General features: G+C 62.4%; 14 protein-coding genes and 1 other RNA gene. 11 read left to right on the forward strand and 4 right to left on the reverse strand.

Features of this window, described 5'->3' with window-relative positions; genetic code table 11:
* The first annotated feature begins 14 nt into the window (after nt 1-14).
* Entirely contained in the window at nt 15-725 is a 711-nt protein-coding gene (locus tag ACXYMS_RS09310; protein ID WP_458905663.1) for a ribonuclease activity regulator RraA, read from the forward strand.
* Nucleotides 726-983: 258 nt separating this feature from the next.
* Here ACXYMS_RS09310 and ACXYMS_RS09315 read toward each other — a convergent pair whose 3' ends face one another.
* Nucleotides 984-1,619: a response regulator transcription factor gene (locus ACXYMS_RS09315; RefSeq protein WP_458905664.1), complete on the reverse strand. Its 636-nt coding sequence runs from the start codon at nt 1,617-1,619 to the stop codon at nt 984-986.
* A 282-nt stretch (nt 1,620-1,901) separates the two neighbouring features.
* The gene (mscL, locus tag ACXYMS_RS09320; RefSeq protein WP_458905666.1) at nt 1,902-2,345 is read right to left on the reverse strand and encodes a large conductance mechanosensitive channel protein MscL; all 444 of its coding nucleotides are present in this window, start codon (nt 2,343-2,345) and stop codon (nt 1,902-1,904) included.
* 176 nt (nt 2,346-2,521) lie between these two features.
* On the opposite strand from mscL, the gene ACXYMS_RS09325 reads away from it, so the two are divergent.
* Nucleotides 2,522-4,141: an ATP-binding response regulator gene (locus ACXYMS_RS09325; protein ID WP_458905667.1), complete on the forward strand. Its 1,620-nt coding sequence runs from the start codon at nt 2,522-2,524 to the stop codon at nt 4,139-4,141.
* Between the two features lie 5 nt (nt 4,142-4,146).
* On the opposite strand, the gene ACXYMS_RS09330 is transcribed toward ACXYMS_RS09325, so the two are convergent.
* Complete coding sequence (locus ACXYMS_RS09330; protein ID WP_458905669.1) at nt 4,147-5,025, reverse strand: LOG family protein; 879 nt, start codon at nt 5,023-5,025, stop codon at nt 4,147-4,149.
* A gap of 85 nt (nt 5,026-5,110) precedes the next feature.
* Here ACXYMS_RS09330 and ACXYMS_RS09335 point away from each other — a divergent pair, with 85 nt between their 5' ends.
* From ACXYMS_RS09335 to ffs, 5 genes are all read left to right on the forward strand, one after another.
* Nucleotides 5,111-5,995 carry a DUF817 domain-containing protein gene (locus tag ACXYMS_RS09335; protein ID WP_458905671.1) on the forward strand — a complete coding sequence of 295 codons (885 nt, stop codon included), beginning with the start codon at nt 5,111-5,113 and terminating at the stop codon, nt 5,993-5,995.
* A 59-nt stretch (nt 5,996-6,054) separates the two neighbouring features.
* Nucleotides 6,055-7,626 carry an EAL domain-containing protein gene (locus ACXYMS_RS09340; RefSeq protein WP_458905673.1) on the forward strand — a complete coding sequence of 524 codons (1,572 nt, stop codon included), beginning with the start codon at nt 6,055-6,057 and terminating at the stop codon, nt 7,624-7,626.
* Nucleotides 7,627-7,757: 131 nt separating this feature from the next.
* Entirely contained in the window at nt 7,758-8,684 is a 927-nt protein-coding gene (locus tag ACXYMS_RS09345; RefSeq protein ID WP_458905674.1) for a diacylglycerol/lipid kinase family protein, read from the forward strand.
* Nucleotides 8,681-9,502, forward strand: a complete 822-nt coding sequence (locus tag ACXYMS_RS09350; RefSeq protein ID WP_458905676.1) for a metallophosphoesterase family protein — start codon at nt 8,681-8,683, stop codon at nt 9,500-9,502. Before ACXYMS_RS09345 ends, ACXYMS_RS09350 begins: the two co-directional genes overlap by 4 nt.
* Nucleotides 9,503-9,571: 69 nt before the next feature.
* Nucleotides 9,572-9,667: signal recognition particle sRNA small type (gene ffs / locus ACXYMS_RS09355), an RNA gene on the forward strand.
* Nucleotides 9,668-9,788: 121 nt separating this feature from the next.
* Here ffs and ACXYMS_RS09360 read toward each other — a convergent pair.
* Entirely contained in the window at nt 9,789-11,201 is a 1,413-nt protein-coding gene (locus ACXYMS_RS09360; RefSeq protein ID WP_458905678.1) for an FAD-binding oxidoreductase, read from the reverse strand.
* A 360-nt stretch (nt 11,202-11,561) separates the two neighbouring features.
* Here ACXYMS_RS09360 and ACXYMS_RS09365 point away from each other — a divergent pair, with 360 nt between their 5' ends.
* The 4 genes from ACXYMS_RS09365 to ACXYMS_RS09380 all read left to right on the forward strand — a co-directional run bounded on the left by ACXYMS_RS09365 (nt 11,562) and on the right by ACXYMS_RS09380 (nt 15,661).
* Nucleotides 11,562-12,113 carry a hypothetical protein gene (locus tag ACXYMS_RS09365; RefSeq protein WP_458905680.1) on the forward strand — a complete coding sequence of 184 codons (552 nt, stop codon included), beginning with the start codon at nt 11,562-11,564 and terminating at the stop codon, nt 12,111-12,113.
* A complete protein-coding gene (locus tag ACXYMS_RS09370; RefSeq protein ID WP_458905682.1) occupies nt 12,110-13,438 on the forward strand; it encodes a GAF domain-containing protein in 1,329 nt (442 codons plus the stop codon). Before ACXYMS_RS09365 ends, ACXYMS_RS09370 begins: the two co-directional genes overlap by 4 nt.
* 145 nt (nt 13,439-13,583) lie before the next feature.
* A complete protein-coding gene (locus tag ACXYMS_RS09375; RefSeq protein WP_458905684.1) occupies nt 13,584-15,341 on the forward strand; it encodes a DNA polymerase III subunit gamma/tau in 1,758 nt (585 codons plus the stop codon).
* Complete coding sequence (locus tag ACXYMS_RS09380) at nt 15,338-15,661, forward strand: YbaB/EbfC family nucleoid-associated protein (protein WP_458905686.1); 324 nt, start codon at nt 15,338-15,340, stop codon at nt 15,659-15,661. The genes ACXYMS_RS09375 and ACXYMS_RS09380 overlap by 4 nt, the downstream gene beginning before the upstream one ends.
* Nucleotide 15,662: the final 1 nt, after the last annotated feature.

Below are 15,662 nucleotides of genomic sequence, written 5' to 3' on the forward strand. Positions count from 1 at the left end.
CAAGGAGGTCCGCCATGGACGAGGCCCTGCGCAACAAATTCATGGCCGTTTCGGTCGCTACGCTGGCAACAGCCCTATTCAAGCGCGGTCTGCGCAACCAGGTGATCCAGGGCGTCCACCCGATCAGGGGCAAGGGTGTCAACATGGTGGGTCCGGCCTACACCCTGCGCTATATCCCGGCGCGCGAAGACCGCAACCAGCTTAGCGAGTTCCGCAATCCCGAACATCCGCAGCGCGTGGCCGTGGAAAGCTGCCCAGCGGGGCATGTGCTGGTGATGGACAGCCGCAAGGATGCGCGGGCGGCCTCGGCCGGCGATATCCTCGTCACTAGGCTGATGGTGCGCGGCGTGGCCGGGGTGGTGACCGATGGCGGCTTCCGCGACGCGGCGACCATCAGCCAGCTCGACATTCCCGCCTATCACACTAGGCCGTCCAGCCCGACCAATCTCACCCTGCACGAGGCGCTGGATCTCAATGTGCCAATCGGCTGCGGCGATGCGGCGGTGTTTCCGGGCGACATCGTGGTGGGCGACGACGACTGCGTCATCGTGGTGCCGCAGGGCATTGCCCGGGAGATTGCCGACGAGGCGGTCGAAATGACGGCCTACGAGGATTTCGTGGTCGACAAGGTCAAGGCCGGGACCCCGATCATCGGGCTCTATCCCAGGACCAAGGACGGGTTCGTCGAGGAGTTCGCGGCCTGGCGCCAGCGTGAGAACCGATAGGCTGCTCACCAAGCACCATTGTTCCCATCCCCAATGAGGGACCGGGTGGGCCAATGTCCATCGCTTCCCAGTGGGGTTCGCACCCCTCTGCCCTGAGGGGCGAGGGGGCGATGGAGCGGATGGCGCAATCGCAACGGAAAATGATCCGGTTCCGCCCCAGCGAGCGGCGCTGGGCACGCTACCTCGCCACTCGACCGTAGGTCTCGCGGCCTTCTTGCCTTCAATCGCTCCACTAGAGCGATTGATCCTACGGACCGGCTACGAAGTAAGCACAATCCGCATCAGATCGGCGGTGTTGCGGGCGCCGAGCTTTTCCATGACCCGGGCCCGATGCACTTCGATGGTGCGCGGGGAAATACCCAGTTCGCGGCCCGCCTCCTTGTTGGACTGGCCATTGGTGATCAATTGCAAAACTTCGCGTTCGCGCGGGGTGAGCTGGGAAAAGCCCCGCACCTCGACCGGGCGGCTGCCGGCATGCATGGCGCCCAGATGCACGTCCTTGCGCAAGGCATCGCGGATGACCGTGAGCAATAGCTCGCTGTCGATGGGCCGCGACAGCACATCGGTGGCGCCCAATTTCATGGCCGTGACCGCGGCTTCGAGCTGCGGCGTATTGGCCAGCATCACCACCGGGGTGCCGATGCGCAGAGCCTTGACTCGCCGCAAGATCCCGAGGCCGCTTTCTTCGCCCTGTTCAAGGTTGGCGACCACGACATCGGGTCGGCGCCGCTCCAAGGCGGCGGTGAAATGCGCCGGCTCCAGTGAAAAAGTGGTCTGGAAACCTTCAAGGCGAAACAGCACGCTGAGCGCCTCGCAGGTTCCCGGATCGGGATCGATGACGTGGACCAAACGGTCTCGATTGAGGAATGCGTGGTAATAGGTGTGCGTATTCATGCCATCGCCCCTTCCGGCAGGTTCAACTGAACCGGACAAGCCTGAGCACGCAACGTTCCGCTCAGCGGGACACAAAGCCTCGCCGCCGCTGCACCTCTGCCCAGGTGTCTCGCAAGTGTAGTTTGCTCTAAGTGGTCGCTCTGTCCGATACGCAGGACTACGCGGATTGCGTAGGATCGACTACCTACACAATAGGTATATTTTCTTCTTCACTAAACGTCAATGACCATTTTCCTACCATCGCGGGGAGAATAAGATCAGCATAGATGCCGGCTTTCCGCGTCAGCTCTTGCTGCCGGCCCGGAGGGCGTCGCGGATCTCGGTCAGCAAGACCTCTTCCCTGGATGGGGCGGGTGAGGATTCCACCGGTTCCTTGGCCGCTTCGCGCTTCATGGAATTTATACCCTTGACCACCATGAACAGCACCAGGGCAATTATGGTGAACTTGACCACGGCATTAATGAAGAGTCCGATATTGAGCGTGGCAATACCGGCTTCATTGGCCGCGGCAACCGATGCGACCGGGATGTTGTCAGGATTGGAGAGCACGACGAACAGGTTGGAGAAGTCGATGCCACCAATGACAAGGCCAATGAGCGGCATGAAGATGTCGTCAACAATGGAGGAAACGATCGCTCCGAAGGCGGCGCCGATGATAACGCCGATGGCCAGATCGATCATGTTGCCCTTGACGGCAAAATCCCGGAATTCCTTGAACACGCTCATGTTTTCCCTCTCGTATTTTCCCCATGACCAAGCCCTGGCCGCAGGCACAGTTAACCCGATTTAACGAATGCCGGGCTTTGGGTGCAATTGCAATGGGTCCAATGGCGGTCTTGCACGGCGCGGGCGGCGGGCCGATAAGGACCAGACGCCCAAGCAGAACCCAGGCGCATTTCGCCATGACCTTGCTCGACCACGATCCCGTCCGGTCCATTACCCTGGCCATGGACCACATACCGCAGGGCGTCGCCGTGTTCGATGCCGGGCTGCGGCTGGTCGCGTCCAACCAGCGCTATGACGGCCTGCTGGCCCTGCCTAACGATCTCGTGCGCCCTGGCTCGGCACTGTTCGACATCGCTTTCTATATGGCCGAGCGCGGCGACCTGGGTGCGGGCGATGCAGCGCAATTGGCCATCGAGCGGATAAAGGTGCTGACAGGCGCGCCCACAAGCGTGACGCAGCGCATGGGCGATGCCGGCCAGACACTGGAATTCCATTCGAGCCGCCTGCCCGATGGCGGGCTGGTCGTCAGCATTTCGGACGTAACGGCGCGGGTGCGGGCGGAGCAGCAACTCGAACAGGTCAACCAGACGCTGGAACACCGCGTCGAGGAGCGCACCGCAGCTCTCAAGCAGGTCAATTCGGAACTAGAGGTGGCGCGCGCCAAGGCCGACGCTTCCAACCACGACAAGACACGGTTCCTGGCCGCTGCCAGCCACGATCTGCTACAGCCGCTGAATGCGGCGCGGCTCTATACCTCGACGCTGATCGAGCGAGCGAAATCGACGACCTTTGCCGAACTGGCCAATTCCATCGAGGCCTCGCTGACGGCTGTGGAGGACATCATGTCGGCGCTGCTCGATATTTCGCGCATCGACAGCGGCGCCCTGAAGCCGGCCCCGGCGCCGATCCAGGCGCAGGACCTGCTCAAGAAGACCGAGGTGGAGTTCGGCCCCATGGCGCGCGAGCGCTCCATCGCCCTGCGCATCGTGCGGACCAGGGCCAATGTGCTGGCGGACCGGTCGCTGGTGGGCCGCATCGTGCAGAACCTGGTGTCGAACGCGATCAAATATACGCCGGTGGGCGGCAAGGTACTGGTGGGGCTGCGCCGGCGCGGCAATCGCTGGCGGCTCGACGTGATCGATACTGGCATCGGCTTCAACAAGGACCAGCACAAGCTGGTGTTTGCTGAATTTTCGCGGCTCGAACGCGGCGCCCGCATGGCTCAGGGGCTGGGATTGGGGCTGTCCATCGTGCAGCGCCTTGTGACGGCGCTGGGACTGACGCTGGAGCTGGACAGCCGGGAAGGATCAGGTTCGCGGTTTTCGCTCTATCTGCCGGCGGTGCGCAATGTGCGACCGGCGAGCGAAACCACTGTGAGCCCTGCCGAGCCCGGCTTTGGCACGCTGAGCCTCAAGGTGCTGTGCGTGGACAATGAACGGGCCATTCTCGAAGCCATGGAAGGGTTGCTGAGCCATTGGGGATGCGATGTGCGCACGGCTTTGTCGCTTAAGCAGATCGACCGCGAGCGGCTGCTCGAAGGGTGGTATCCGGACCTGGTGCTGATGGACTACCACCTCGACCAGACATCGGGGCTCGATGCCATCGAGTGGTTGCGGCACAATCTGGGCGGGCATCTCCCTGCGGCGCTGGTCACGGCCGACCGCAGCCCCGCCGTGCGGGCGCTGGCCGAGGATCGGGGCATTGCCGTGGTCACCAAACCGGTTAAGCCCGCAGCCCTCCGCGCCACGATCAGCGGTCTCGCCAACCAGAGCGCCGGCGGCAAGCGGGCCGGCTAGCCGGTTCAGCCTGGAGCTTCGCCCCCCGGCACTGCTGGATCGCCGGTTTCGGGCAGGTTGTAGAATTGGCGAACCACGCTCCAGCCTTCCTCCGCAGTATCCACCACGGTGAACAAGTCAGGATCGTCCGGAGAAATGGTGCCCGCTTCGGCCAGTGCCTCCAGATTGATCACCTTGGTCCAAAATTCCTGGCCGAATAGCAGGATGGGAATGCGGTCCATGCGGCCGGTCTGGATCAGAGTCAGGCTCTCGAAGAATTCGTCGAGCGTGCCGAAGCCGCCCGGGAACACCGCCACCGCCTTGGCGCGCATGAGGAAATGGATTTTCCGAGTGGCGAAATAGTGGAAGTTGAAGGAGAGCTCTGGGGTGACATAGAGGTTGGGCGCCTGCTCGTGCGGCAAGACGATGTTGAGGCCGATAGAGGGCGCGCCCATGTCCGCGGCACCGCGATTGCCGGCCTCCATGACGCCCGGTCCGCCGCCGGTGGTTACGACGAATTCCTTGAAATCGAGCGAGGCAGAAGTCTGCGAGGCAAGCTGCGCGAACTTACGTGCCTCGTCATAGTAGCGCGAGGCTGCCTCGAGATTGCGACGCTGGGTTTCGTTCTTGGCCGCCCAGGCCGGCTTGCCGGGTTCGGGAATGCGGGCCCCGCCGAACAGCACCACGGTGGAGTTAATGCCATGCTCGCGCAGGCGGTACTCGGGCTTGAGATATTCGAGTTGGAAGCGGACGCCGCGCGTGTCCTCCGAGGTCATGAATTCATCGTCGGCAAAAGCCAGGCGATAGGCGGCGCTGCGCGTCTGCGGCGTATCTGGCGCCTTGCGCGATACGGCGACGTCCTCGCCCGAGGTGCGCAGCGATGTCGGATGGCGACGTTTGGCCAAGTCGAGCTCCGTGTTAGACGTGCGCCACAATTCGGCGCGCTTCCAAAGGGCATAAACAGCCGGGGTGGTTCGGGCAAGGGTGGGCATGGCCAATCGGTTCACGAGTGTAGAAGCCGCGATCGACCGGGGGGCGCATGATGTGTTGGCCCGGATACCGCGCGGGCGGGTCGCGGACGGGCTGATCGAGTTCCTGGTGTTCGGGCTCAAACAGGCCTGGGCGTGCCTGTTTGGCGGGTTGATGCTGGGGATGATCCTGGTCACGCGCCTGTGGTGGCCCGAAATCGGCCTGCATCGCTATGACTTCTGGTTTGTCGCCGCGTTGCTGATCCAGACCGGGATGATCCTCACGCGGCTTGAAACGCTCGAAGAAGCGCGGGTGATCCTGATTTTCCATCTCGTCGGCACCGGGATGGAATTGTTCAAGACCACAATGGGCTCGTGGATCTATCCCGAGGAGGCGCTCTTCCGGCTGGGCGGCGTGCCGTTGTTTTCGGGCTTCATGTATGCCTGCGTGGGCAGCTATATGGCGCGCATCCAGCGCATATTCGACATCAGCTTCACGCGCTATCCGCCCGTGTGGATGACCGCCCTTCTGGCCCTCGCGATCTATGTAAATTTCTTCACCCATCATTATGTCTTCGATTTCCGCTGGGTGTTGCTTAGCGTCATTGCCCTGCTCTATGGCCGCAGCTGGCTGCACTACCGGGTGTCCCGCTTTTCCCACCGCATGCCGATGCTGCTCGCCTTCCTGCTGGTGGCGCTGTTCATCTGGGTCGCGGAAAATATCGGCACTTGGAGCCGGGCTTGGATATACCCCGATCAGGCCAATGGCTGGTCGTTAGTCAGCCTTCAAAAGCTTGTCTCATGGTACCTCCTGATGCTGATCTCGGTGGTGCTGGTGACGCTGGTGCACCCGCCCAGGGCGCTTGCTCCCGACCCGGTTGCGGGAATACGATTTCCTTCGACATAGGAAGTTATCAATATTGTTGCTGTAGTTGACTGGGTATTCGCCACCGGGGGACGAACACCTTGCCGGCTGTCAGAAAACACATCGTCTTGATCGGCACACTGGTTGCGGCGCTCGCCGCGATCCTCGTGCCGGTTGTGCTATCGGTCTATATTGCCGGGCGCGAGGCGACCAATGCAGAATTCGGTCGCGCAATGGGCTATGCTCAGGAAGTACTGCGCCGTTCCGAGGGCACCTCGGACCAGATCCTGATCGGTATCAGCCGGCTGGCGAGGCTGGGCGATGTGGATGGATGCGGGCCCGAGAGCATGGCGCTGATGCGCCATATCGATCTGTCGTCGAGCTATATCCAGGCCGTGGGGCGCATCGAGGGCGAAGAACTCATCTGCTCCTCGCTGGGGCTCAGCGGCGCCGACCTGCCCATGGGGCCGGTGGACGCGCTGCAGTCGTCCGGCGTCAAGATCCGGCTCAATGTCACCCTGCCATTCGCGGAGGGCTCGAGCTTTCTGGTAGTTGAGTCTCTTGGATATGCAGCCATCATCCACAAGGACTTGCCCATCGATACGGCAGTGGATGTGCCCGATGTGTCGCTGGCCACCTATTCGCAGACGACCGGCGATATCCTGACGCAACGCGGCCCGATCGACCCCGCCTGGATCACGGCCAGCGCCGATGGCGTCGTGCAGCAATTCATCGAGGGGGATAGTCTGGTGGTGGTTGCGCCCTCGACCAATTATCTCATCGGGGCGGTCGTGGCGCTGCCCGTTGCTCACCTCAATCAACGCATCCAGGGCGTTGCGCTGGTCGCCTTGCCCGTCGGCATCGTGGCCGGCACAATCTTGGCGCTGGCCATTGTCTATCTGGTGCGCCAGCAGCGCGCGCTGCCCAATGTGATAAAGGCCGGCCTGCGCCGCAACGAATTTTTCGTGGTCTATCAGCCCATCGTCGCGCTCGAAACCGGCCGCTGGGTGGGCGCCGAAACCCTGCTGCGGTGGCGGCGGGGCGGAGAAATGGTGCGACCGGACCTGTTCATTCCCGCCGCCGAGGAGTCCGGCCTTATCGGTAGCATCACCGAGCGGGTGGTTGAACTGGTGTCGCGCGATGCCGCCAATCTGTTCCAGCGCCACTCGAATTTTCACATCGGTATCAACCTGTCCCCATCGGACCTGGAAAACGAGGGTACGCTGCGCCTGCTTGACCAGTTGACCGAGCGTACCGGGGCCGGATCCCGCAATCTTCTGGTTGAAGCGACCGAACGCGGCTTTACCGATCCAGACAAGGCCGGCCCAGTCATCCGGCAATTGCGCGCCAATGGCGTCCTGGTCGCCATCGACGATTTCGGGACCGGCTATTCGAGCCTGTCATCGCTGGAGGCGTTCGATCTCGACTATCTCAAGATCGACAAATCCTTTGTGGACTCGTTGGGCACGGGCGCCGCCACCAGCAGCGTGATCATGCATATCATTGACATGGCAAAATCGCTCAACCTGCAGATGATTGCCGAAGGCGTAGAGACCGAGCAACAGGCCAGAATGCTGCGGGAACTGGGCGTGCAATTCGCGCAGGGCTGGCTCTTTGCCCGCCCCATGGTTTTCCGGGAACTGCTCGAAACGCTAGAGGGTTATCAGGCCTGAGGGCATGACGCGCGGTCCGGTTCGGGTTTTAATACTCCCCAGAGCAGCAGTTTGATCCCAGGGAACGCAACGACCGCGGCGCAGGTGCGTTGCGCAAGGGCCCGTTCCCGTGATTTTGGACCCGCCCCGACATGACCGAACCGCTCTATCATGTGATCCTCAATGCCAATTCGGGGACCGCTCATGCCCTCGGCGTCACCGCCGAAACGCTCGGCGCGCTGTTCGAGGCGCATGGCATGAGCGCCAGAATCGACGCCAATAGCGAGCGTGACCTGATGGAGCGGATCGCCGATGCCGTAGCCGGCCCGGCGCAGATCATCGTGGCTGCCGGTGGCGACGGCACCATCACAGCCCTGGCGGGGGCGTTGCTCGATACCGATAAGGACCTTGCCATCCTGCCTCTTGGCACGTTCAACGCCGTGGCCAAGGACCTGCACCTTCCGCTCGACCTGGCGGGCGCGGTGGCGGCGCTCGCGACCGGAGCCAGCCAGAGGATCGATGTGGCCGAAGTCAATGGAAGGGTGTTTCTGCAGAAGGTTGTCATAGGACTCATCCCCGGCCTTGCGGCAGGACGCGAGCATCTGCGCGGCCACGAAACGGCAGCCGCCAAGCTTGGGTTTCTGCGCTATTTTTTCCGGCGGCTGGCCCGCACAAGACGGCTGGCGGTCGCCATTGACCCAGGTGACGGCAAACAGCGCGTCGAACGGGTGCAGGCCATGGCTGTCGCCTGCAACGCCTATGACGAGGGCCTCGGCAAGTTCTTTTCGCGCCAATGCCTGGATCGGGGTACGCTGACCCTCTACATCCTCAAGCACTTCACCGCAGGCGACTTCATCCGCCTGGTGAGTGGCATGTTTCTGGGACACTGGAGGGACGACGAGGCGCTGTCGGTGGAAAGCATTACTTCGGTGACGATCAATACGCGCAAGTCGCTGATCAAGGTGATGTTCGATGGGGAAGTGGAAACATTTCAGACCCCTCTCAGATTCACGATCAGGCCTAGGGCATTGTCGGTGATCGTCCCGGCCGAAGCGGAAGCGTCTGTGGAGGCGGCATGAAAATCCTCCACATCTCCGACCTGCATTTCGGTCATCATGACCCGATTTTGGCCGAGGGCTTTGCCGACGACATCAATGCGCAGCATCCGGACCTGATCGTCGCCAGCGGCGATTTTACCCAGATCGGTACCAAGGAAGAGTTCGAGCAGGCGCGGGAATTCCTCGACACTTTGAGGGCGCCGGTCTTTGCCGTGCCCGGCAATCACGACGTACCGGCGGTCAATATATTCCGCCGCTTCTTCAATCCCTATGGGCTCTACAAGCGCTACATTTCGCCTGACCTGGAGCCGTTCCTCGAAATGGGCGGCGTGGCGCTGGTGGGCATGCGTACATCGCGCCGCGCCCGGCTAGAGTGGAACTGGGGACATGGGACGATCTCGCGGGGACAGCTTGAAGACCTTGCCGAACGATTCAGTCATGCCTCCCCAGATGCAGTGCGGGTGATCGTTGCGCATCATCCGCTGCTATTCCCCACTGAGCCAATGATGCAAAAGACCAAGCGCGTGAAGCGGGCCGATGACGCGCTGGAGACCTTCGCTGGTCTTGGCGTCAGGCTCGTCCTTTCCGGCCACTTTCACCTTTCCTATGTGCGCAAGCATGGCCAGCAGGCGGCCAGCGAAGGGGAACCCACAGGACTAAGCAAATCCACCGTGGCCCCCATCCTTATTGCGCAGGCTTCTTCGGCCATTTCCACGCGCCTGCGTGGCGAGTCCAATGCCTATAACCTCATCGACATTGGCGAGAAGATCACCGTGACAGTGCGCGAATGGACTGACGGGGCCTGGCAGACAAGGGACAAGGCGAGCGAGCCGGTGTAGCCCCAGCAAGGCGCACCAGACAGATCGGGCCCCCTTGCATCGTGGCTCATAAATTCGCATATAGGCGCCGGGAGGTTGGCGCGGACGTGTTCCTCGCCAACCGGGTCAGGTCCGGAAGGAAGCAGCCCCGACGAGATCCTCACGGGTCGATGCCAACCTCCTACTCTCCTCACATATCTCCACCGGAAACCCCGTGGCCAACTGCCCTTTTAGCGGTTGCCGGCTACGAATGCCCAGGGGCGGGAATACGGCGCCGGAGGTTACCCTCCGACGCCAAGATTAGGCCTCAAGCATCGCCAGCACCGGCAGGCGTGACATTCTGGTTGAGGCGCAGGATGTTTGCCGGATCGTAACGCCGCTTGACCTGCTTCAGACGCAGCAAGGTTGCCTCCGGATAGGCGTCGCCGAGGCGCGCGGCGCCGTCCCCGGCCAGGAAGTTGACATAAGCCCCCCTTCCCTCCGGACACAGGGTGCGCATGCAGGTATCCACCCAGGCCTCGTTTTGAGGAAGCGCGGCGGGGTGATCCAAGGCCAGGAAGGCCATCATGATCGGCGCGTCACGATGCGCGAATGCCGTGGCATCAGCCGGGACCCGCGCGGCGGCACCTCCGAGTACGCGAATCTGGGCCATATGCATGGGCGCCTGATTTTGCTCGACCAGGTCAATCAGGTCACGGGCTGCTGCGAACGTTATACCGTCTACGAAACTCGTGCGAACCGACACTGCTGGCTTCATGCCGGGATCCTCCGGGATATACATCGAGCTCATCGTGGCGGGCCCAACCAAATCGGCTATGGGTGTGGCCAGAGCCCTGAAGGGCGCCAGGGCTTCGGCAGCCTGGGTCGCAGGTCCGGCGAAGGCCATCATTGCCATAATGATGGTTTTGCCGACAAGTTCGGCAGGAATGAATGGCAATGGCGGGGCCGGCATAACCATAACGATGGTCGAAAGTTCATCTGGAGCTGCCTCGGCCGCGGCGATGAAGCCGGTCAGCACCTCGGGCGTGGCCGGGAGCAGTAGCGGCCCACCGGTAAACTCGGGAAGCGGGTGCAGCCGGTACTGGAACCGGGTCACAACCCCAAAGTTGCCGCCGCCGCCGCGCAGGGCCCAGAACAAGTCAGGATGGTTGTTCACATCTGCAATCAAAATGTCGCCAGAAGGCGTCACCACCTCAATGGCGAGAAGGGAATCGATTGTCAGTCCGTGCTTGCGCACCAGATAGCCTATCCCGCCACCTAATGTCAGGCCACCAATGCCAACGGTTGCAGCATCTCCGAAGCCGATGATTCGCTGATGGGCTTCGAGTGCAGTGGTCACCTCTCCGGCCGTCAAGCCGGCTCCGGCCCAAGCCCAGCTCCGGTCCTCGGCAATGTCGAGCGCATTAATATCCCGGAGATCGATGACGAGACCATTGTCGCTGGAGCCAAACCCACAGGTGGAATGGCCGCCGCTTCGCACGGCGATTTCCAATCCATGCTGGCGGGCGAAGTCTAGCGTGATGGCCACATCCTTGGCGTCTGCGACGCGAACGATCAATGCCGGCCGGGTGTCCCAGTTGCCCAAAGCAATGGCGCGCACCTGGTCATAGTCTTCATGGTCTGGCGGAATGATCCGGCCTTTCAACTGACGCATGAGCGGGCGCAGGGGAACCGTGGCCCCACTTGGCAGATCGAGTACAGGCTGAAGAATATCGTCCATGGAAACAGTCCTTGTCTGGTTCATCGAGCCGGATGGCCAGGCCATCGGCCAAAAAATGTCTGTGCGGCTCCGGCGGCATCCAGGCAGGCAGCATGACCGTCCGCATCCCAATTGGCATGCAGAACGAGGCGCCCTGGTGGGGCGCGACTGGTCTAGACGTTCCTGGTGACGCTTCCGCACATCACTGCTGCCGCAAGATCGCGGGTCGGGCAGCGACTGGGCGGTGAGATAGATCATGCGCTTTGCTTTGGCTCGCTAAATCTAGCTGCAAGAATTCATAAAAGAATGCTAAATGACGCGGTTGAATGCCGGGCGCTGACTAGTCGCGCACGGCGCGATGTTTGGAGAGCCAGGTCAAGCATGCCACGCGCCGCACACCCCAACACCCCGCAAGACGAACTTGCTGCGCTGAACACATCTGCGGCCAGCCGGGCCAGCACCGACATCCTCACCGACGATATTGCAGCGTTTTGCCAGAGCGGGGTCAGCGTGATCGTAGCACTTGGCGGAGCCGGGGCGGTTCCACAGGTGGGCAATGCCTGTGGCTGCCGACTGTTCGAGGACGGACTAATGCGGGTGCTTCTGCACCGGTCGGGCAATCAGGCACTGCTGGATGCCGCAATTGAAGGCGCACCGTTGGCAGTGACCTTCAGCCGGCCAATCACACATCGCTCCATCCAGGTTAAGGGTCCTGTTGCGGCAGTGGCGACGCTGTCCGAGACGGACCGGCAGGCGGGGATCGATCAGGCGGCCGGCCTGGACCGAGAACTCCGGGACACGGACTACCCGGCCCGGTTCACCACCGCCTTCTGCCATGTAGATGCGGCGGATCTGGCTGGAATAGACTTCCGACCCCAATCAGTGTTTGTCCAGACTCCCGGCCCCGGCGCTGGCGCGGAACTCAAGACATGATGCTGCATCTGCCGGAAATCCGAAACTGCCTTGAAGGCATCGTCCCTTCGATCCTTGCAACGGCCGATGATGAGGGCATTCCCAATGTCTCGCTGATTTCGCATGTGCAGTATGTGGATCCCGAGCATGTGGCGCTATCCTATCAGTTCTTCAACAAGACGCGCCGCAACCTGCTTTCGACGCGGCAGGCCAGCGTGATGGTGACGGACCCCGGCACAAACAGGCAATACAGGCTCGTGCTGGACTATATCGAGACACAGACCAGCGGACCGCTGTTTGAGGCTATGCGTGCAAAGCTCGCTGGCATTGCCTCCCATAGTGGCATGCAGGGTGTGTTTCGCCTGCTGGGGTCCGACCTGTTCCGCGTGCGGTCAATCGAGCCAGCGGCCAGCAAGACCGTTGACCGTCCCATTCGGCGCAATCTGCTGGTAGCAGCGCGGCGCAGTTGCGACCAGATCTGCAACGCCAGCGAAACCGGCGAGATGCTGGACATGCTTCTTGCGGGCCTGCAGCAGCATTTCGGGATCGAGTATTCCATGATCCTGATGCTGGATAGGGCAACGAACAGCCTCTACACCGTTACGTCGCGAGGCTACCCCGTCTCGGGCATTGGTTCGGAAGTCCGGCTGGGCGATGGCGTCATCGGTGTCTGTGCGGCGCAGCGCGTGCCCATCCGCATTGGCCACATGTCCTCTGAATATTCCTATGGAGCCGCGGTTTTCGATACGGCGCGCGCTGCAGGGCTGGAATGGGAGCGGTCTGCGGTCATCGCCTATCCCGGCCTGCAAACGCCGCAAAGCCAGATTGCCATCCCGATCCCCGGTGATGGCGGCATTATCGGCGTTCTGTTTGCCGAAAGCCCGGAACCCAATCAATTCGGCTATGATGAAGAGGATGCACTGTCCCTCGTCGCTCACCTGCTTGCCGCCAGGATCGGTCTGTTGCAGCGCGAAGAGGTGACCGAACGCCCGGCCGCGCCGCCAGAGGTGCCCTGCCCCACGGACAAGACGATCCGTCTTCGCCACTATGCGGTCAACGACACGGTATTTTTGGATGACACCTATCTGATCAAAGGCGTGGCCGGCGCGATCATGTGGAAGCTGGCGCGTGAACACGCCGCGACTGGACGCATTGAATTCACCAATCGGGAACTTCGGCTGGACCAATCGCTGCGCCTGCCCGATTTCATCGACAACCTCGAGGCCCGGTTGGTACTGCTGCAGCGCCGCCTGCGCGAACGCAATGCCGGCATCTCGATTGACAAGTGCGGGCGTGGGCGCTTCCGCTTTCTGGTCGGCGGGAAGCTGTCACTGGAAGAAGCGTGAGCGGACGGTTCGGACGTTCTTCTGTTCAAATGTGGTCTTTTGGCTCCGTATTGGCGCTTGATGGCTTTTGCGGTCGGCGCACCATTGCCCTATGGTCGGGCCATGAACGAAGGCAGATTCCCATTGAGAGGCAAGGACCGGCAGGATGGCTGAAAGCCAGACATCACCCTATCTGGTCCTGGCGCGCAAATATCGCCCGCGCGACTTCTCGACCCTGGTCGGGCAAGACGCGATGGTGCAGACGCTGGGCAATGCCTTTGCGCAGAACCGCATCCACCACGCGTTCATCCTCACCGGGGTGCGCGGCGTCGGCAAGACCACGACCGCCCGCATCCTGGCCCGCGCCTTCAACTATGAAGACGAAACCGGCCGCCACCCGACGCTCGACCTCGAAAAAGAGGGCAACCATTGCCGCGCCATCATCGAGGGGCGGCATGTGGATGTGGTGGAAATGGACGCCGCCAGCAATACCGGTATTGGCGACATTCGCGAGATCATTGACTCGGTCAAATACGGACCGGTCTCGGCGCCATACAAGGTCTATGTGATCGACGAGGTACACATGCTCTCGACGGCGGCCTTCAACGGGCTGCTGAAGACGCTGGAAGAGCCGCCGCCCTATGTGAAGTTCATCTTCGCGACTACGGAGATCCGCAAGGTTCCGATCACCATCCTGTCGCGCTGCCAGCGGTTCGACCTCAGGCGCATTCCGGCCGAGGTGATGAGTGCCTATCTCGAAAAGATCCTCGGGCAGGAAGGCATCGGCTTCGAGCCCGATGCGCTCGCCATGATCGTGCGGGCCGGTGAAGGCTCGGCCCGTGATAGCCTCTCCCTGCTCGACCAGGCGATTGCCCATGGCAATGGTTCGGTTACCGCCGCGACGGTCAAGGCCATGCTGGGGCTCGGCGACCGGGCGCGGATCATCGACCTGTTCGAAGACCTGATGGCCGGGCGGATCGCCGAGGCGCTGACGGCGCTTCGCGAACTCTACGACCTCGGTGCCGACCCGCAGACGCTATTGGCGGACCTGGCCGAATTCACCCATCTCGTCACCCGGATCAAGGTTGTGCCGGCCGCGGCGGATGACGCGGCGCTGACACCCGACGAGCGGGTGCGCGGTGCAGACCTTGCGGGCCGCCTGCCGATGCGGGCGCTAACCCGGGCCTGGCAAATCCTGTTCAAGGGCAATGAGGAAACCGCGCGGGCAGGCAATGGCTTGCAGACAGCGGAAATGACACTCATTCGCCTCGCCTATGCCGCCGACCTGCCGAGCCCGGACGAGGTCATTTCGCGACTGACCCAACAGGGCACGCTGCCGACGGGTTCAACCAATACGCCGCTGCCGCCGCGCGGACCCTCTGGCGGCAATTCCGGTGGCGCATCGGCCATGCGGGTGGAGGCGGTGCAGCCAGCACCGACAGAGGCGCTGGACACCGTGCCGGTTGCCGCCACGCGGCCGCAGGCGGTAGTGCAGCCGGCACTGGCGAGCGTTGCCACCTACAAGGACCTGATTGCCCTCGCCGCGGCCAAGCGCGACGTGCTCGTGAAGCTGGCGCTGGAAAGCCAGATGCGGCCGGTCTCGTTCGAGCAGGGCCGCATCGAGGTGGCCTTGGCCGATGGCGTCGATCCGGGGATCATCGCGACGCTGTCGGCGCGGCTGCAGGTATGGACCGGTGCGCGCTGGCTGGTGATGGTGTCGACCAAACCGCCCGAAGGGCTGACGCTGCGCCAGGAAGCCGAGCAGCGCAAGGAAGCGGCCACTGCGGCGGCGCATGACGACCCGCTGGTGAAGGCCATAATGGAAACATTTCCGGGGGCCAAGCTGGTCAATGTGACGGTGCGCGACGAAGCGACCGCACTGCCCGAGCTGGCTGCACCCCCGCTAGAGGAGGACGACGAATGAAAGACATCATGAACATGATGAAGGCCGCCGGCGAGATGAAGGCCAAGATGGAAACCATGCAGGCCGAACTGGCCGAACTGGTGGTCGAGGGCCGCTCGGGCGGCGGCATGGTTGTCGTTTCGCTTTCGGGCAAGGGCGACATGCGCGGCATCAAGATCGACCCTTCCCTGGCCAATCCGGCAGAGGTCGAGGTGCTCGAAGACCTGATCATCGCCGCCTATAATGATGCCAAGGGCAAGAGCGAGGCCGAAGCCCAGCGCAAGATGGCCGACGTGACCGCCGGCCTTCCCCTGCCGCCGGGCATGAAGTTTCCGTTCTGAC

The sequence above is a fragment of the Devosia sp. CAU 1758 genome, assembly GCF_054482695.1.